This window comes from Psychrobacter sp. ANT_H3 (genome assembly GCF_027919975.1).
Lineage (GTDB): Bacteria > Pseudomonadota > Gammaproteobacteria > Pseudomonadales > Moraxellaceae > Psychrobacter > Psychrobacter maritimus.
In genome coordinates this window covers 266,990-285,601 of record NZ_JAQISM010000001.1, presented here as the reverse complement: position 1 = coordinate 285,601, position 18,612 = coordinate 266,990, and the positions used below count along the sequence as shown (strand labels likewise).

14 protein-coding genes are annotated in these 18,612 nt (G+C 42.7%); 4 read left to right on the top strand and 10 right to left on the bottom strand.

The window, feature by feature from the left end; translation table 11 throughout:
• Positions 1 to 212: 212 nt before the first annotated feature.
• The 5 genes from PG901_RS01120 to sohB all read right to left on the bottom strand — a co-directional run bounded on the left by PG901_RS01120 (position 213) and on the right by sohB (position 6,085).
• Positions 213 to 1,082, bottom strand: a complete 870-nt coding sequence (locus PG901_RS01120; RefSeq protein WP_271133167.1) for an SDR family oxidoreductase — start codon at positions 1,080 to 1,082, stop codon at positions 213 to 215.
• Between the two features lie 258 nt (positions 1,083 to 1,340).
• On the bottom strand, positions 1,341 to 2,096 hold the full coding sequence (locus PG901_RS01115) for a histidine phosphatase family protein (RefSeq protein WP_271133166.1): 756 nt from the start codon (positions 2,094 to 2,096) through the stop codon (positions 1,341 to 1,343).
• A 78-nt stretch (positions 2,097 to 2,174) separates the two neighbouring features.
• Positions 2,175 to 3,458 (bottom strand): phosphotransferase family protein, encoded by a 1,284-nt coding sequence (locus tag PG901_RS01110; RefSeq protein WP_271133165.1) that lies wholly within the window; start codon positions 3,456 to 3,458, stop codon positions 2,175 to 2,177.
• Between the two features lie 111 nt (positions 3,459 to 3,569).
• Complete coding sequence (locus PG901_RS01105; protein ID WP_374220396.1) at positions 3,570 to 4,820, bottom strand: acyl-CoA dehydrogenase family protein; 1,251 nt, start codon at positions 4,818 to 4,820, stop codon at positions 3,570 to 3,572.
• 278 nt (positions 4,821 to 5,098) lie between these two features.
• Complete coding sequence (gene sohB / locus PG901_RS01100; RefSeq protein WP_201563438.1) at positions 5,099 to 6,085, bottom strand: protease SohB; 987 nt, start codon at positions 6,083 to 6,085, stop codon at positions 5,099 to 5,101.
• 465 nt (positions 6,086 to 6,550) lie between these two features.
• On the opposite strand from sohB, the gene aspS reads away from it, so the two are divergent.
• The 3 genes from aspS to PG901_RS01085 all read left to right on the top strand — a co-directional run bounded on the left by aspS (position 6,551) and on the right by PG901_RS01085 (position 10,357).
• Complete coding sequence (gene aspS, locus PG901_RS01095; protein ID WP_271133373.1) at positions 6,551 to 8,377, top strand: aspartate--tRNA ligase; 1,827 nt, start codon at positions 6,551 to 6,553, stop codon at positions 8,375 to 8,377.
• A 67-nt stretch (positions 8,378 to 8,444) separates the two neighbouring features.
• Positions 8,445 to 9,371, top strand: a complete 927-nt coding sequence (locus PG901_RS01090; protein WP_271133164.1) for a lysophospholipid acyltransferase family protein — start codon at positions 8,445 to 8,447, stop codon at positions 9,369 to 9,371.
• 269 nt (positions 9,372 to 9,640) lie between these two features.
• A complete protein-coding gene (locus PG901_RS01085; RefSeq protein WP_271133372.1) occupies positions 9,641 to 10,357 on the top strand; it encodes a glycosyltransferase in 717 nt (238 codons plus the stop codon).
• 13 nt (positions 10,358 to 10,370) lie between these two features.
• On the opposite strand, the gene PG901_RS01080 is transcribed toward PG901_RS01085, so the two are convergent.
• The 5 genes from PG901_RS01080 to glnE all read right to left on the bottom strand — a co-directional run bounded on the left by PG901_RS01080 (position 10,371) and on the right by glnE (position 17,836).
• On the bottom strand, positions 10,371 to 11,348 hold the full coding sequence (locus PG901_RS01080) for a capsular polysaccharide synthesis protein (RefSeq protein WP_271133163.1): 978 nt from the start codon (positions 11,346 to 11,348) through the stop codon (positions 10,371 to 10,373).
• Between the two features lie 3 nt (positions 11,349 to 11,351).
• A complete protein-coding gene (locus PG901_RS01075) occupies positions 11,352 to 12,314 on the bottom strand; it encodes a glycosyltransferase family 2 protein (RefSeq protein ID WP_201628533.1) in 963 nt (320 codons plus the stop codon).
• 30 nt (positions 12,315 to 12,344) lie between these two features.
• Positions 12,345 to 13,433, bottom strand: a complete 1,089-nt coding sequence (locus tag PG901_RS01070; protein WP_271133162.1) for a glycosyltransferase family 4 protein — start codon at positions 13,431 to 13,433, stop codon at positions 12,345 to 12,347.
• A gap of 321 nt (positions 13,434 to 13,754) precedes the next feature.
• Positions 13,755 to 14,684, bottom strand: a complete 930-nt coding sequence (locus tag PG901_RS01065) for a branched-chain amino acid transaminase (protein WP_201563450.1) — start codon at positions 14,682 to 14,684, stop codon at positions 13,755 to 13,757.
• Between the two features lie 302 nt (positions 14,685 to 14,986).
• Entirely contained in the window at positions 14,987 to 17,836 is a 2,850-nt protein-coding gene (gene glnE / locus PG901_RS01060; RefSeq protein WP_271133161.1) for a bifunctional [glutamate--ammonia ligase]-adenylyl-L-tyrosine phosphorylase/[glutamate--ammonia-ligase] adenylyltransferase, read from the bottom strand.
• A gap of 295 nt (positions 17,837 to 18,131) precedes the next feature.
• Here glnE and tusD point away from each other — a divergent pair, with 295 nt between their 5' ends.
• Positions 18,132 to 18,575, top strand: a complete 444-nt coding sequence (gene tusD / locus PG901_RS01055) for a sulfurtransferase complex subunit TusD (protein ID WP_271133160.1) — start codon at positions 18,132 to 18,134, stop codon at positions 18,573 to 18,575.
• Positions 18,576 to 18,612: the final 37 nt, after the last annotated feature.

Sequence of the window (18,612 nt, the reverse complement as noted above, 5' to 3'; positions counted from 1 at the left end):
TATAAAATGTAGCGGGCTTTTTGTTGTTTTAATTCTGTCTGAACTTTTTCTAGCATAACTAGCAAAATATAGTCAAAATATTCTAAAAACGCTACGGTATTGCTGATATCAATTTTTTGTAGCCTCTGTCTGCGCAGGCACAGCAAGCAAGAAAAATTGATATCAGCAGTGCCTGACGTATCTATATTACTTTTCACTCACTATAACTGGCATCAGCTGAACTTATTAACCACTTGTAAGGGCAAATGCTTCATGGCTTGACCGACAATCGACCACGGTAAACTTGGTACACAAGCTTCGTTTACTCTTGCCTCAATCGCGGCAACGATTGCTGTCGTGCCTGTCTCTGCATCGACTTCAAACGGTAAAGGCTTGGCATTCTCATTGATTTCGGTGCGCACATAGCCTGGATAAATGGTGGACACTTGAATCGGCAGCTTGGTTAAGAGCATATCAGCCCGGATACCCTCTGCTAAATGCGCCAAGCCCGCCTTACTTGCGCCATAAGCGGTCAAATGCTTAGGCAAGCCGCGCATCGCTGACATACTTGATATCGCCACTAAATGACCGCTATTTTGTGCACGGAAGATATTCATCGCTGCTTCACATTGAGCGAGCGCAGAGACAAAGTTAATCTCAACGGTACGGCGGTTGGTATCAAAGCGCCCTTTACCAATACGGCGACTATCACCGATACCGGCATTCACCACCACGCGATCGATATGACCAAAATCCGCTGCAAAGGCATCAAACACTGTAAAAATCGCATCGTAATCGCTGACATCTAAGATTCGATATTCGACACGAATATCAGGATATTGAGCCAATAATTCTGCTTTTAAATTTTCTAAACGCTCGGTACGGCGGGCACAAATCGCAAGGTTATAACCGAGTTTAGCAAACAATCTTGCCATGCCCTCGCCCAATCCTGAGCTGGCACCGGTGATTAAAATCGTTTTACCACGTCCAACTTGCTGCTTATTTAAGCCTTTTAAGTAACGAGCTGGTTGAATCGCACTAAATAGCTGATTTTTACTTTGTTTGGCGCTGTTGGTGACCAAATTTATCAAGGTATTTTTCATGGACTATCCTATCCTGTTGGTATCAATACAAAATGACGTCAATTGTCTATCATAGCGTAAATTTATATAATAAGTTTAGCACTTATACCGTAAACCAAACACGCAATCAATTTACAGCGCCATAAAACTAAAGCATTTTAACGATGCTACTTAATGATTTTAAATCCATAAAAAGCGACTACCTATTTAAAGTAACCGCTTTATGATGTGTTTAATTGGCTTTTTAATGATGGCTTTAATATTTTACTCATTTCTTTTTTATCGCCACGTCACAAAGCGCTTGCCTTCAGAAAACAGATGACTGTATTCATTCACAGACAATAAGCGCGTACGCTCATTTTTAAGCGTAAGAGACGTCACGCCAGTATTGACCAAGCTTTTATTGATTTGATAAGCGGTTGAACTGCCTTGTTGCAATAACTGCGCGGTGATAGCAGCAATGATACCGCCCGAGGTAAAGACCAGCACTGTATCATCACGACCCAACTGTAAGTTAGCAACTTGCAGACGCACTTGCTCAAGCGCTTGCTTTGCCCGCTCACTAAACTGCACCCAACTCTCGATATAGTCACTATCGTTATCACCTGCATGCCAGCGCTGCATCGCCGCATCAAACAGCTCAGCTAGCCGCGTAGAGGGCACTTCTGCTTGCGCAATCTCAGCCGCGATTGCCGCGCGATTGCCAAAAGCCGGATTGGATTTTATTAACACATCTTTATGATTAAATTCATCAAATTGTGGCAATACATAGCTATCAGGCTGATTCATATCGATTGCAGGCGTGTAAGGCTTTTCAGTATCAGCCACAGACGACTGATAACGCTCCCAAAAATGCCGTGCAGAGTCTTGTTGCCTGACCAAGCTACCAGTAAAAATCGCATCGATGCGGCGCTGCGTACTTGCATAGTGTTGACCGAGCATTTGCGCTTGCATACCGCCAAGCTTTGAGAGCTGATCGTAATTTTCTTGTCCAAAGGACGCCTGACCATGACGGGCCAGAAGGATGGTTGTCATAAAACACTGCCTTTTATCATAATTTTTACATGCCGTTTTCTACAGATTCTCTACAGCATTTCTATAAAGAATAAACAGTTACTCATCTGATGATTGCGGCGCTTTAGTAAAATAGCCTTTTGGTAAAATACCTTTGACCACTTTTTGTACTGGAGCTGGCAATTGCTCAATCGTAGCAGCATCGATACCAATGTCTTTTAATTGTGGCTGTACATAAGTATTGAATAACGCCTCACCTTCGTACTGCGCAATCAGCTTGAGACATTTGGCATGTAGTACATGGACGATGAGCCAAAAGTTCTTAAACGCTGGATTGGTGGTTTGTTTATTATAATAACGATAGTAAATTTGCTGCACGATACCCGCTAAACGGAACAGACCGAACACTTCATAAAACGTCCAATTGTCTATCTTAAGACCCGATTGCTTCAGGTAGTAGTCAACCACTTCATCACGGGTCATCATACCTTTTAAATGCGTTGGCTGACGGCGTGACTGCTGCATGATGATGTTGTCATCTTCTTCGACCCAATAGGCCAATGCACTACCCAAATCCATCAAAGGATCGCCCAAAGTCGCCATTTCCCAATCGAGTACGCCAATGACTTTAGTCGGATCAGCAGCATCCAAAATCACATTATCAAAGCGCCAGTCATTATGAATGAGGCAAGTCTTACTATCAGCAGGCGTGTGCTTACTTAGCCACTGACGTACTAAGCCAAAGCTTGGGACGTTTGGCGTTTTGGCTTTGATATAACGCTTATCCCAACCAGTTACTTGGCGCTCGCAGTAACCTTCACCACGTCCAAGGTTGACCAAGTCAGGATGCTTTTTATAATCGACTTGATGTAAGTCAACCAACGCATCAATGACATTGGTACATAAGGCGCGCGTCTGCTCTACATCTAAATCGATGCCTTTTGGCAAATTGGCACGAGGAATGATACCTTCCATACGCTCCATGACATAAAAGTCCGCACCGATGACATTTTCATCAGTACATAGCGCGACCATTTTTGGCACATAAGGATAGGCATCTTTTAAGGCTTTTTGCACGGTATATTCACGTACCATATCGTGCGCTGACTTAGCTTTAGTGCCTTTTGGCGGACGGCGTAAAATTAAATCTTGGTCTGTGCCCTCACCTTCATATTGCAGCCGGTAAGTCCAGTTTGAAGCACCGCCAGAGAATTGAGTAACCGTTGGCTCGCCTTCTATATCAACACCTTGCTCGCGTAGCCAATTGCTGACTGCTTGTGCATCAAGCTCTTCGCCTTCGCGCACTTCGCCGCCTTTATCCAAGACTTTATTAAGTATTTGATCGTCATTGTCAGTGTTGTTGGCATGATTGTCAGTTGCCATAAGATGTTCCTTATCGTGTGGTCAGTTATTTTTATCAATAATTACAGTGATGAAAAATTCACTATCAAATAATCGATAGTGAATTTTTAGAGATGGTATTTTAACGTTATATTACGATTTAGCAGGTTTCGACGAACGACTAAAACCTTGACGCTTAAGCTCTAGTTTCGCAATCATGGTTTTATGTACTTCATCAGGACCATCGGCCAAACGTAGCGCTCGAGCTTGAGCATAAAATGAAGGCAACATGGTATCTTGGCAAACGCCCATGCCACCATGGATTTGAATCGCCATATCGACCACTTCTTGTAATACAGTCGGTGCAACGACTTTAATCGCAGAGATTTCTGTGAGTGCTGCTTTGGTACCTTGGGCGTCCATTTTCTGCGCCGCGTATAGTGTCAATAAGCGTGCTTGGTCAATCTTAATACGCGCCTCAGCGATACGCTCAAAGTTACCGCCCAATTGTAGCAGTGGCTTACCAAAAGCTGTACGCTCCATGCCGCGTTTGACGGCCAGCTCTAGCGACTTCTCAGCAGCGCCAATACAACGCATGCAATGATGAATACGACCTGGCCCTAAGCGACCTTGCGCAATCTCAAAGCCCATACCTGGGCCACCGATAAAGTGACTGACGGGCACACGTACATCATTAAAGCTGACCTCACCATGGCCGTGCGGCGCATCATAATCGCCAAATACTTTTAGCATACGCTCAATATTGACGCCTGCCGTTTTAGCTGGTACCAACACCATCGAGTGCTGATGATGACGGTCTTTAGTGTCATCAGGGGTATAGGCCATGACAATCAAGACATCAACCGCAGGGTCACCCAGACCTGATGACCACCATTTGCTACCATTGATGATAATCTCGTCACCATCAACGACAGCTGTCGCTTGCATATTGGTCGCATCACTTGATGCCACATCAGGCTCAGTCATACAAAATACTGAACGCGTTTTACCTTCCAAAATTGGCGTTAGCCACTTGTCCTGCTGCTCCTGTGTGCCATAACGCCATAGCAATTCCATATTGCCACTATCAGGCGCATTACAGTTGAATACGTAAGGGGCAAGTAAGCTGCGGCCCGTCAGCTCAGCAATCGGTGCATAATCGGTAACCGATAACCCAGCGCCTAGCGTGTCATCCGGCAAAAATAAATTCCAAAGACCAGCTTCGCGTGCTTGTTTACGCAAGCTCTCATATTTTTCTGGCCAGTGCCATTTGGTCCAATCGCCGTCAGGATTTTGCCCATGACAATCCGCCCAAAACTGCGCTTCGATTGGCTCGATATAGGTTTCGATAAAGGCTTTAACTTTGGCATGCATGGCTTGACCATGTTCGGTGGCGGTAAACATTAATGTATCGGTAGACATAGCTGACATCCTTTTCCTTACTTCTGGTTAATTATTTTCATCACGTTCACATAAAGCTTTTATAAAAAACGCAATGAAATTCTTATAGTGTACGTGCGTATACTCTGTTCTGTATGCCACATTTATAACACAGCGTTTATCAATAAACAGCAAAAAGGCGCGACCCGCTAGGACACGCCTTTTACAAAATACAAACAATGCACGATTAAAAAATGCAACGCTAAAACATCATCGACTAGATATCATGATGATATTTAAGATTATTTTAGAATATTCAAACGACTGTTTAAATCGAAACGTGCCAAGGCATCTGGCAATTTATCAATCGCTATGCTGAGTGTCGCCTCTGCTGCCTGTGACAGCCCTAACTTTTCTGCAAGGGTTGGTTTTTGGCGTGAATGCAGCGCATACACTTCATTATTTTCCATACGCTCTAAAATATAGCTGTCTGAGGTTTGCAGGCTATCAATTAAATTAAGTTTCAGCGCATCTTCACCATACCAATGTTCACCAGTTGCGACTTTTGCAACATCCAATGTTGGGCGATAAGTATTAACGAAGTGCTTAAATAACTCGTGTGTTTGCTCAAGCTCTTCTTGGTATTTGGCGCGGTCTTCAGCGTCATTTTCACCAAATACGGTCACGGTACGTTTGTAATCGCCAGCGGTAAACATCTCATAATCGACATCATGGTTTTTCAGCCATTTATGGAAGTTTGGTAATTGCGATACCACACCGATAGAGCCAATCACAGCAAAGGGTGCAGCGACGATATTGTCGGCGACGCAAGCCATCATATAGCCGCCGCTTGCCGCGACTTTGTCAACACAGACGGTGAGTTTTAGACCCGCGTCTTTTAAACGGGCCAATTGTGCAGCGGCCAATCCATAGCCATGAACCAAACCGCCGCCCGATTCTAAACGCACGACCACTTCATCGCCTTTATTGGCGGTACTGATTAACGTGCTGATTTCTTCGCGTAAATGCTTCACCGCCGTGGCTTTGATATCACCATCAAAATCAAGCACAAAGACTTGTTGCTTATCATCGCTATTATTTTTTTTATTTTTGCTTTTACTTTTTACTTTTAATGCTTGTTTGGCCTTTTTAGCCATGGTTTTTTTCAGTTGTTTAAGCGCCGCTTTACCTTGCGTCGCCTCCATCAGGTCTTCACGACGTTGCTCTTGGCTTTTATTCAGGTGGATAACTCTTAGCTCAACAGGGTTTTTAGAAGGATGAAAAAGCATGAGCGGAATTCCTTGTTAGTTAAAATAGATAATCGAAATTGTTTTAATAAGGTTTTATAAGTTAGCCTGATATGTGCACAGTGGCTAGTATTTTCAAGCAAAATGACAATATTTAACTGACGCTCAATGTTATGGCATGAATACCATAAACAACGATGAACATCTTATAAACACCACATGCACACACCACGAACCAGTAAGATGCCATATTTGCTGAGCATTGCTGACTCTCAGCGCTTTGTATCGCAACCGCTGGTTGTATAACAAAGGCAGATTAGGCATAATATGTGTTTACACCAAATTTTCTGCAGCCAACGTGATGACCATTTGTCTTATATCGCGTTATTTGTGCTTTTTTAGCTAAAGGCTTGAATTGCACGGCGCTTGTATCACACGCTAGCGGCTGTATTATTGTATTTCGAATTGGGCTGACAACTGGATAATTATATTATGACGCAAAGCACTATGACGCATAGCGAATACCGAGACGAATATTGCGGCGCTGTAACCGAAAGCTTACTTGAGCAAACCATTAGTATCGTAGGTTGGGTACATCGTCGTCGCGATCACGGTGGCGTGATTTTCTTAGACATGCGTGACCGCGCAGGTATCTTGCAGGTCGTAGTTGACCCTGATACGCCAGAAGCGTTCGCTCTTGCTGATGCGGTACGTCCTGAATACGTGCTAAAAATTACCGGTCGCGTACGCCGCCGTTATGAAGGCACGGAAAACGCCAATATGACCAGTGGTCAAATTGAGCTATTGGGCAAAGAGATTGAAGTATTGGCGAAATCTGAAACACCGCCTTTCCCATTAAATGATGAGAAAACCACGGTATCAGAAGACTTGCGTTTAAAATATCGCTACCTTGATATGCGTCGTCCGCAGATGCAAGAGCGTATGGTTTTCCGTGCTAAAGCCACTTCAACGATTCGTCGTTATCTAGATGATCATGGTTTCTTAGACGTTGAAACCCCTATCTTGACTCGTGCGACCCCAGAAGGCGCACGTGATTATCTCGTGCCTTCACGTACACGTCCGGGTAACTTCTTTGCTTTACCCCAGTCACCGCAGCTGTTTAAGCAGTTATTGATGGTGTCAGGATTTGATCGTTATTATCAAATCGCTAAATGCTTCCGTGACGAAGACTTACGTGCTGACCGTCAGCCTGAATTTACCCAAGTCGATATTGAAACTTCTTTCTTAAATGAAGAAGAAATCATGAATATCAACGAAGGTCTTATCAAGCATCTATTTAAGACTATGATGGATGTTGAATTTGAGCAATTCCCACGCATGACTTATGCTGAAGCAATGCGTGACTATGCCTCAGACAAGCCTGACTTACGTATCCCATTAAAATTGGTCGACGTAGCCGATTTAATGAAAGACGTTGATTTTAAAGTATTTTCCGGTCCTGCGAACGACCCTAAAGGTCGCGTTGCTGCCCTACGCATCCCTGGCGGCGCTTCATTAAGCCGTAAACAAATCGATGCTTATACCAAGTTTGTCAGCATTTATGGTGCACGTGGTTTGGCTTATATCAAAGTCAATGACGCCAGCAACATCAATAACGGCGTCGACAAAGAATCTGGCCTACAGTCTCCTATCATCAAAAATATGACTGATGACGTATTGGTCAGCTTGATTGAACGTACTGGTGCCCAAAGCAACGATATTATCTTCTTTGGTGCGGATAAAGCCAGTATCGTCAATGACGCAATCGGCGCACTACGCCAAAAGATTGGTCTAGATTTAGAAATGACCACGTGTGAATGGGCGCCACTTTGGGTGACTGACTTCCCAATGTTTGAAGAAACTGACGATGGCAAATGGACGTCAATGCACCATCCGTTCACGAAGCCAAAAGGTTCTGTTGAAGAATTAAAAACCAATCCTGAAGCGGCACTTTCTATCGCTTATGATATGGTACTAAATGGCACAGAAGTTGGCGGTGGTAGCTTACGTATCAATACCTATGATATGCAGCAAGCCGTACTCGAAGCGCTTGGTATCGGTGAGCAAGAGGCTCAAGATAAGTTTGGCTTCTTACTTGACGCCTTAAAATTCGGTGCGCCTCCGCATGGTGGCTTGGCCTTTGGTTTAGATCGCTTAATTATGCTTATGGTCGGCGCAGACTCTATTCGTGATGTTATCGCCTTCCCAAAAACCAAAACGGCTGAGTGCCCACTAACCCAAGCACCTGCTGAAGTTGATAGCAAGCAGCTACGTGACCTTGGTATCCGTGTGCGCGAAAAAGCACAGGCTGACACCAACAAACCTGCGCAATAAATAGTCAGATAATGCTTAGTTACTTATTGTCTGACTGGTTACGTGATTCATCACCGTGTGAACGGTCATGAATCCGTATCATATCTTCAAATTCGTGCCACTGTCTGTCTTACAGGTGCTGGCACGTTTTGTTGCTTGGGTAATATTGCGCCTACCAAATGCGAGCATTATGCGTACTGTCAGTATCAATATGGCACTGATTGCGCCGTCGTTATCTGAGCGTCAAAAGCAAGCCTTAACCAAAGACATTATTTATCATCAATGTTTAACCAGTATTGAGTCTATCAAGAGTTGGGCGATGCCACCTGAATGGAGCATCGCTCAAATTCGCGACGTTTATAATAAAGATATTTTATTAGAGGGGCTTGCCAATCCTAACGGCATGCTGGCGATTGTCCCGCATCTTGGTACGTGGGAGATGATGAACGCTTGGCTCAATCAGTTTGGTTCGCCAACGATTATGTATAAGCCTGTTAAAGGCGATATTACCAATGACTTCGTCCTACAAGGTCGCTCGCGGCTTAATGCGACGCTGGTTCCGACCGATGGTAGTGGCGTAAAAGCGGTATTTAAAACCCTCAAACAAGGTGGCTTTAGTATCGTCCTACCCGATCATGTTCCTGACCCATCAGGCGGTGTGGTCGTGCCTTTCTTTGGTGTTGAGACACTGACCAGTACATTGGCATCCAAACTCGCTAGCAAAACCAAATGTGCGTTGGTCGGCTTATCGTGCATTCGCCGTGATGACGGACGTGGTTTTGATATTTATTGTTATAAATTAGACGATCCCGCCCTATATGATCGCAATTCTGAAACCGCTGCTTATGCGCTTAATCTGGCGATGCAACAGATGATTGAAGATAAATGCAGTCATTATATGTGGGGCTATCGCCGTTTTAAGCACATACCCGTTTTAGACAACCCTTATATCGCTGATAAAGAAGCATTAGCAGCATTTATTCGTAATCAAAACTCTAAGCATACAAAATCTTAAACTAAGAATAATCAATAACTCATAATAAGTAAAACAATACCAAGATCTAACATCTAATACCTAACACTTAAGAAATAATGTGAATAATAGCCTTGTTAAATCGGTCAACGTTTATATTATTTCTACCCTTTTAAGCTCTAGTTTTTTTAAAATTCGTTCTTCATTTATATCAATATGAGTGCATGATGGCAACTGACGTAAAGCAAAACTTATTAATAGACTCAGCCCAAACAGACGGCAAAGACTATGCGCAACGTTATATTATTTGTATGAAATGGGGCGATAAATACGGTCCTGAATATGTCAACCGTCTTTATAACATGGTCAGTCGGCATCTGACCTTAGATTTCCAAATGGTCTGTCTCACCGATGATAGCACCGGCATCGACCCTGCCATTCAGTGCTACCCCATTCCAGAAATGGATTTACCAGCGGGCCCTGAACGTGGTTGGAAAAAGTTGACAACTTTTAAGCCAGAATTATATGACCTAAAAGGCGTCGCCTTATTCTTAGACATCGATATCGTTATCGTCGATAATATCGATGGTTTTTTCACTTATAAAGCTGAGTATGAAGACAGCGTCGTCATCATTCGTGACTGGAAAAAGCCATGGCGCATGATTGGTAATAGCTCGGTTTATCGTTTTAACGTTGGTATGGGTACGTATCCTGATTTGCTCGCAAACTTTGAGCGCAACTTCGACAGCATTCGTCAGCAAGTTCGACATGAGCAAGCTTACTTATCTAACTATCTGCGTGAGCATCATCATCTAGAGTACTGGGATAAGGACTGGTGTGTCAGTTTTAAATATCAGTGTATTGCCCCTATCCCTTTTAACTTTCTGCGCGCACCGACGTTGCCTGAGGGCGCAAAAATCGTTATCTTTCATGGCGAGATTAATCCACCAGATGCCATCAAAGGCGGCGGCGGTAAATGGTATCGTCATGTGAAGCCAACTCCTTGGTTAGAGGAGCATTGGCAGTAAGCTTTTAAAAGCCCTATTTACTAAAAATTTCTTTCTTAAAGAAGCCATAATAGGTTAAATTGCCAAATATATCATTTTCTTTAAGTTCTTCGTGTAGGCTTAGTTTGTGTAAGGAGGCTTGGCCTACAATAGATTCATATTCCTCTTGTTTAAATTTCTTATTCATTTTAGTCTGCAGTAAATGCGGTAGCGTATCATCCTCTGCTGGAAAATTAAAATTGACAACATTCATATCTTTCAATTCATTAATCATTATTTGGAAGAAAAAATAGTGAGGGATTTTCTCTTCATTTTTCCAGAAAAATAATAATAAATCTAATATCACTGAGGATAACTCACTTTTTTTATGTCCATAGATGATACTACTTAAATGTTTAACTTTAAACTCTTCACGCCAGCTGAAATAAAAATGCTGGTCGCCTTTACCCCAATCCTTATTAGCAGAATCAGCATCTCTTGAAAACATAAAAAAATCATACTCTTCGTACTTAGTAGGAATATCATCGGTCATTAGTATTGATGCATCTAACCATATACCTCCATACACGTTTATTAAAGCAACCCTTAATAAGTCAGAAAAGAATACTGGACGAAATTCAGAATTTCTTCTTTTCTCTTTAATAAATGTTGGCAATTCCAGATATTCATCTATATTATCGTCTGTAATACGTATAACCTCGTAATCACCTTTGTATTTATCTACAGATGCAAAACAAAGCTTGGCAGTGTCTTTTGCATTCTCTACTCCTTGTGCCCAGTACTGCCAAATAATTTTTTTATTTTTTAAGTCTTTTTTGGGTTGGATATTATATTTTTCGATCTCACCATTAAAATACGCTTCTATAATATGATGCCAGTATGTGGCTACTTGAGCTTGTACAGGAAGTTCTGAGTATCTAAAACCCCACTCCTTTCTTTTACTGCGAGGTACAAGACCGTTATAGAATATTTTAAAGGGCTTATTACTGATAACGTTAAAGATCTTTTCCATGGTCTATATACCTTTCAGAATTTTGTCTAATTTGGAACGTTTAATATTCAGGATTATTCTTTGATGTATTGGCAGCTCTTTATTAGCAACCAGATAGAGCTCTGAGAAGTACTTATTGTATTGATCATAAGTATCTTTTAACAAATCTTCCTGATGGTTTTTAGCTATTTTATTTAACAGCCCTATATAACGCTTATATGCTTTATACAGTAAATAATGATAACCGTCATCTCTTCCTATTCTCTGATATTTCTCAACACGATAAGTGAAAGCATATAAATAATCATCTACGTATTTTTTGTCGAGATTTTTTAAAATAGACCCTTCACGCTCACGATACTTTATTACAGGCTGTTTTAAATAGCTATATTGGAAACTCTTTAATGAGATATCAGTCATATACAAAATATCTTCAAAATTCAATCCTTCTTTAAACCTTATGTCTTGTATTACCTGTCTTCTGAAGACCTTATTCCAAACATGATTACTATTATTTTCAATAATATTATCTAAGAAGCTATTTCTCTTATTGATATAATTTTTATTAGCCTTGCCTATAAAAGCTTTTTTCTTTACCTCTTTTTTCCCTCGTAATGATACATAATCGGCACATAGCACATCCGAGTTCAATTTTTCTATTTGAGACATGACAGATTTATAAGCACCTTCGTACATAACATCATCAGAGTCAATAAACCAGATATACTCTGTTTGGGCCATATCAAAAAGCGCATTACGTGTGGCTGACAAACCTCTATTATGAGGCGCATCGAAGATTTGCACTTGAGGATGGTTTTCAAAACGCTTGATAATAGCTGCACTATTGTCTGTCGAAGCATCGTTCATTATTAAAATAGATGCTCTAGTATCGATTTGAGTGAGTATGGATTCTATACACTCTTCTACATAATCCGCTACATTATAAACAGGTATTAAAATACCAATTGTTAGATCTTCTTTATTCATACAACACTCACATTAAAAACTTTATAATAATTAACAGCTTGTTAATAAATTCTGAAATAATTGATAATACGCTTGAGTAACCTGTTTTTTATCATAATGAACTAAAACTTTCTCTCTAGCTGCCGTTGCTAGTGCTTGGTAGTTTGATGGGTTAGATAGAACAGTCGCGATGATATCTGCCAGCTCTGCTGCTGCTCCGACTGGGAACAAGAAGCCGTCTTTTTTGTCATCAATCAACTCCTTTACTCCCATTGCAGTACTTCCCACAACGATACAGCCACTTGCCATCGCTTCTAGCACCGCTAGGTTCAGCCCTTCAAAACGGCTCGACATGACAAATACTTTATGTTGCAGCAATAGCTTTTCAACTTCGCTACTGTACTCTATAAAGGTCACTTGTTCATGCAGCTCATAGCGAGCAACCAAATCATGTACTTCTTTTTGGTAACGCTTACGCCCACTGCCAACTAAGGTAAGAGTGGGATTTATGCCTTTTTGCTTTAACTGCTTCAGTGCTTCAATTAAAGTAACGTGATCCTTACTTTTAGCATACCTTCCCACCATAATCAGATCATGCGACCTTTTATTAACAGGTGCAAAGTTCACACCGCCAAATCGAGTGGTATCAATACCATTTGGGATGGCTTGAATAGGCGCTTTAAGACCCTGCTCAGATAAGACTTGGGCTACGCCTTCAGAGACAGCCACAATTCTAGCAGTTGATTTACTTAGTTTACGCGTTTGGTATAGCTTCCAAGGTGTATAGCGCTCTTTAGAGTTGTGCTCCACTTGTACCAAGCAAGGTACTTGTGCCAATAGCCCTGCCCGTCTTCCCAGTAAATGCTCAGGAAACCCATGCGCAACTAATATATCAGGTCGCCATTGCTCACATAGTTTTTTTAATTCGTGAACGGTCGCAAGATGGGTAGTACCTGTGACAACCTTGAAATCGATATCTTTATGTTCAAGTTCAGCAAGCTTTTCTGGTACGGTCGTTTTTTTACGACGCAGTACTAATAGGTTTTCAGTCGATTCTATTTGATTGTGAGCCTCAACCAAATCAATAGCAACTTTCGTGGCTCCTGAAAAGCCACCAGTGACAAAATGTAAGACTCTCAACAGCTTCTCCATTAATCTATTCAAAGTAAAACCAGACTTAGCTAAAAAATAAGATTCTATGACGCTCTCAATTTGAACGCACCTGCTTTAAGAATCGACATGCTAAGCAGCCGTATTTATAGATGGACACCATAGCAAGATGTAGCTTGAAACTAAGCGACGTTATGATACCGCATCCATAAATTATGTGCGAGCTTATCGTTAGTAGTTATAGCGAGCCTATGAACTTGATTTTAAGATACCTATTAGTACCACTCAACAAAAAAAGCTAAGACTTAAAACAGTCTTAGCTTTTTACTTCATACAATGCAGTTTTTAAAATTAATCAATAAAGCTTAACCAATCCATATACTGCTCATTACGGCCATGTACCACATCAAAGTATAAGGTTTGCAATTTCTCAGTCAGCTCACCACGGCCACCATTACCGATAACACGATCATCGTATTCACGAATAGGCGTGACTTCAGCTGCCGTACCTGTCATAAAGATTTCGTCAGCTAAGTAAAACTCATCACGAGTGATACGGCGCTCAACGACTTTGATACCCAAATCTTCAGCAAACTGAATGATAGTACGACGCGTAATACCATCAAGCGCACCGCCGCCCAAATCTGGTGTATGCAGCACACCGTCTTTGACTAAAAATAAGTTCTCACCAGCGCCTTGGCAAACATAACCTTGTGGATCCATCAAGATGGCTTCGTCATAGCCATTACGCGTGACTTCTTGGTTCGCCATAATGGAAACTGGGTAATTACTTGAGGCTTTGGCTTTACACATGGTCACATTGGTCATGTGATGCGTAAATGACGAGGTTTTTACACGGATGCCGTTTTTGATACCGTCTTCGCCAAGGTATGCGCCCCAGTGCCAAGCAGCAACCATTGCATTAATACTGTTGTCACGTGATGACAAACCGAGTTTTTCAGCGCCAACCCAAATAAGCGGACGAATATAGGCTTCTGCCAAATTATTTTGCTTGACCACATCTTTTTGCGCTTGCTCAAGTGCCGCTGCATCAAATGGTACATTCATTTGAAAGATTTTTGCAGAACCCAAAAGGCGATCGGTATGATCTTTTAAGCGAAAAATCGCCGTACGATTGTCAGCAGTTTGGTAAGCACGTACGCCTTCAAATACCGCCATGCCATAATGCAGGCTATGCGTAAGCACATGAACCTTGGCATCTGGCTGTTCAATCATCGTGCCATTCATCCAAAGCTTACCTTCTTGTGTTGCCATATTCATTTAATAGTCCTTATGCTAGCGCTGACGTCTAACTTTTTTTGTTGAGTGTTAATGGTTAAATAAATGTTTTAATTAAAATTGCCTGCTGACACTGAGTGCCTATTTTTAGATGCAATTTCAGATGCAATTTTTCTAGGTACATATTTAATGTGCCAGTGATTATAGCACCGGCACGAGAGGCAAATACAATATTTTAGTTTATCACTGCATGGCTTTTATTCATATACCCTTGAGCACAATGGCTATCAAAGCGCTATGCTTCTTGTCGTATCATTTGGCCACATCATTATAATGCAGCAACTTTACTCTGCGGATTCTACGCCCATCAGATGCTGCCACTGCGCTTGTACCAGTGCTCGCGTTTCTGTCCATAATGACTCATCAACCAATAACGACTGTTCGGATAATGCCAGTTGGTGCGTCGCGGCGCGGATGCGTAAGTAAGCATCGGTCAAATCCTGACAAACCTGTGCCTCCCAAATACCCAAAGTCGCCATCTCTTCGAAAATACGCACGTTGTCACTCCATTTAGTCAAGCTTGGATGTTCATGCGAATAGGCCAATACCGCAAACTGCGCGAGAAACTCAATATCTACAATGCCGCCAGCATCTTGTTTGAGATGGAACTTGCCCGCTTGCTGCTGCCACTGACTGGTACCCAAATGCTTTTGCATTTTTATACGCATACTGGTGACTTCAATACGGACTTGCTCAATCGTACGCGGTAACGCCAAAACAGTACGACGAATATCACAAAAACGGGCGGTCACGCGTTTGTCACCGCAGATTGCCCGCGCCCGTACCAACGCTTGATGCTCCCAAGACCACGCTTTCTCGAGCTGATACGTCTCAAACGCATGACAAGAAACCACCATCATGCCAGCGTTACCCGACGGTCGCAGCCGCATATCGACTTCATAAGCGCGGCCATCACGGGTTTGGGTATTCAGATAAGTCATGAGCTTTTGCGCCAAGCGAGCCGCAAACTTCATACCGCTGACTGATTTTTCGCCCGTGGTCATGCCTTGCTCTTTTATTTTATGCAAAAACACCAAGTCTAAATCTGATGAATACGACAGCTCCAACCCGCCAAGCTTGCCATAGCCAATAATAGCAAAACCGCAATCCGCTTCCGTGACCGGATCGCCATCTTGACCAATTGGATAGCCATAGCGTTTGACGATTTCGGCAAAGGCACGTTCAAGCGCGGCCTCGAGTACCACAGCGGCAATATAAGTCAGTGAGTCTGACACTTTCATGATTGGGCGTTCTGCCAACACATCACTGGCAGCCACTGCCAACACTTGGTTCTTTTTAAATAAACGCAGTACGCTAAGTAGCTCCTCTTCATCGTTAGGCTCTACGCGCAATAACTGTTGACGCAAAATGTCCCGCAGCTCACGCTTGTCTGGCAAATGCCGATAGCGCTGCTGTAAGAAGGTATCCAATAACACCGGATACTGCGCCAATTCCTTAGCAATCCAAGGGCTGGCTGATAACATCGGAATCAGCTCAACGGTGGCATTAGGATTTTCTGCAATCATCACTAAGTAAATAGAGCGGCGGCAAATGGCTTCTAGCAAAGTAATTAAACGTGGCAAGGCGGTATTAGCAAGTTGCTGCTGTTCTTCATGGATAAGTAGCGCGTGTACAATCACAGGATAAGCATCATCCAAACGCTCACGCGCTTCATCGCTCAAATTGGCAACCATTTTTGACTGCCAAAAACCTTGTAATAGCGCACGATTTTCTTCGGTTAATACCGCATTTAAACGCGCAATCTGCTCATTTAACTGTTCAGGCTCAAGCTCGTCATCCTCTTGATCGGGTATCTGCCGTTCGGTGACCATACGCTCAAACGGTACATTGACATGATAGCGGTGTTGATTGAGGGTCGCTAATAATCCTGCCCAATCATCAAAGCCAAGGGTGACTGCTAGATTATGCTGCCACTGTGTGTCATGCGGTAAGCGCTGCGTTTGCTGATCATTAATTGCTTGAATACCGTGCTCAAGGCGACGTAAAAAACGATAAGCCGCTTGTAGCTCTTGATAAGTACTAAGCTCTAGATACTCAAGCTGACACAGCGCCTGCATCGCCGCCAAACAAGACTTGACCTGTAGCTGCGGATGCCGACCACCATAAATCAGTTGAAAGGCTTGGACGATAAACTCAATATCTCGAATACCACCCGCCCCAAGCTTGATATTATCTAAATCTTCACGCTGAGCAACTTGATTTTGAATCAGAGATTTCATCTCTCTGAGGGCTGAAAAAGCACTATAGTCAACATAATAACGAAATACAAAAGGCTTAATCAGCGCTTGTATGTCATCATAAAACGGCTGCTCTATATGCCCAACCACGCGTGCTTTGAGCCAAGCAAAACGCTCCCACGCCCGCCCATGCTGAGCAAAATACTTCTGTAATGCTGATAAATGAATCGCCAAATCGCTGCCATCGCCCCACGGACGCAAACGCATATCGACCCGAAATACAAAACCATCAGCGGTATTATTATCGAGCAGCCTAATAATGCCTTGTCCAAGCCGCGTCATAAAACGCTTATTATCAATACTGCGCGTGCCTTTTTCTTTGTCACCATCCGTCTCACCGCGCGCCTGATGGACGAAAATAAGGTCGATATCACTGGATAAATTCAGCTCATGCGCGCCAAGCTTACCCATTGCCATAATCGCCATGTCATCCACTTGCACATTACCTTTAGCGTTAATAAAGGTCGGTTGCCCATATTGCGCCATCAGCTGCTGGTACGTATAGTCTTTGGCAAATAAAATGCAGCCATCCGCAAACTCAGACAGCTCATCGGTCAATTGCTCAAGCTCAATGACGGCCAAGGCATCTTGCCAAATCCAGCGCATCATCAGTAGCATACGCAAATGCCGCAAACCGATCATTACTTTGTCTTCATTGGCGAGCTGATAATTCTCATCCAAAGTATAATCTTGAATCAAATCATCAATTTGCTGGCGCGTTAAAGTGCTCTGTAATGGATAACTGCGCAAAAACGTCTGGCAAGCGCCCGTTCGACTTTGCCAAACCTGATAGGCAAACTCGCTGGCAGTCTGTAGCACTTGTAGCTGCTCTGGTGTGGGCTGAAAGCCTGTACCACTAGGTACGGTAGATAGCATAACGACGACAACTCCTTGCAGCATAAAGCTATAAAAACCACATGAATTGGAAAAATTATTTTTAGAATATTAAAGCGATTGTACATCTTCTAATTTGTGCGTTTTATAGTAGCATAAATCCTCAACCATGCTACTGACAGCCCTATACTAACTAACAACTGACGAACACAAGAAAAATTCGTGAATAATGCTACAATAGCCAATGCTTAAAAGGCTCAAAAAACTTTAATTTTAAGAACCTGAAGGCGTTGCGCTTTTTTCTTCATACTCATTCATCATAAGTGACACCGCGATTATGACGACCACAACCCCGCTATTATTAATTACCGCTGATCCTAGCCATCCGCTGGCACATCTTGCGCTACGCTATGCTCGTACTTATCTAGCAAGCACTGACATAAATAATAATGATAAGAGCAATAACAGCGACGACCTTGAAAACCCGCCCGCGCCATTGAATGTTTTTTTCTATGCCGATGCCGCCAATACAGCCAATCGATTACGCTGGCAGTCAGCAGACCAGATGAATATCACCCAAGCGTGGCAAAAGCTTGCTGAGCAATATCAATTGGCGCTGCCCGTTTGCGTCAGTACGGCGCTTAGCCGTGGTATTTCAGATGGCGAAAATAGCACTCGCCATCAATTAGATAGCGAAAATCTGGCCGCTGGTTTTAAGCTGGTTGGACTGAGTGAGCTTGCGATGATGATGCAAGGTGACTGTCGTTTAATACAGTTTTAATTAGCATTGGAATTATAGTTCGCTCTGAAAATGACCA

Coding starts and splice junctions, on each gene's coding strand:
- PG901_RS01120 (WP_271133167.1), bottom strand. CDS start 1,082: ATGAAAAATACCTTGATAAATTTGGTCACCAACAGCGCCAAACAAAGT.
- PG901_RS01115 (WP_271133166.1), bottom strand. CDS start 2,096: ATGACAACCATCCTTCTGGCCCGTCATGGTCAGGCGTCCTTTGGACAA.
- PG901_RS01110 (WP_271133165.1), bottom strand. CDS start 3,458: ATGGCAACTGACAATCATGCCAACAACACTGACAATGACGATCAAATA.
- PG901_RS01105 (WP_374220396.1), bottom strand. CDS start 4,820: ATGTTTACCGCCACCGAACATGGTCAAGCCATGCATGCCAAAGTTAAA.
- sohB (WP_201563438.1), bottom strand. CDS start 6,085: ATGCTTTTTCATCCTTCTAAAAACCCTGTTGAGCTAAGAGTTATCCAC.
- aspS (WP_271133373.1), top strand. CDS start 6,551: ATGACGCATAGCGAATACCGAGACGAATATTGCGGCGCTGTAACCGAA.
- PG901_RS01090 (WP_271133164.1), top strand. CDS start 8,445: ATGAATCCGTATCATATCTTCAAATTCGTGCCACTGTCTGTCTTACAG.
- PG901_RS01085 (WP_271133372.1), top strand. CDS start 9,641: ATGAAATGGGGCGATAAATACGGTCCTGAATATGTCAACCGTCTTTAT.
- PG901_RS01080 (WP_271133163.1), bottom strand. CDS start 11,348: ATGGAAAAGATCTTTAACGTTATCAGTAATAAGCCCTTTAAAATATTC.
- PG901_RS01075 (WP_201628533.1), bottom strand. CDS start 12,314: ATGAATAAAGAAGATCTAACAATTGGTATTTTAATACCTGTTTATAAT.
- PG901_RS01065 (WP_201563450.1), bottom strand. CDS start 14,684: ATGAATATGGCAACACAAGAAGGTAAGCTTTGGATGAATGGCACGATG.
- glnE (WP_271133161.1), bottom strand. CDS start 17,836: ATGCTATCTACCGTACCTAGTGGTACAGGCTTTCAGCCCACACCAGAG.
- tusD (WP_271133160.1), top strand. CDS start 18,132: ATGACGACCACAACCCCGCTATTATTAATTACCGCTGATCCTAGCCAT.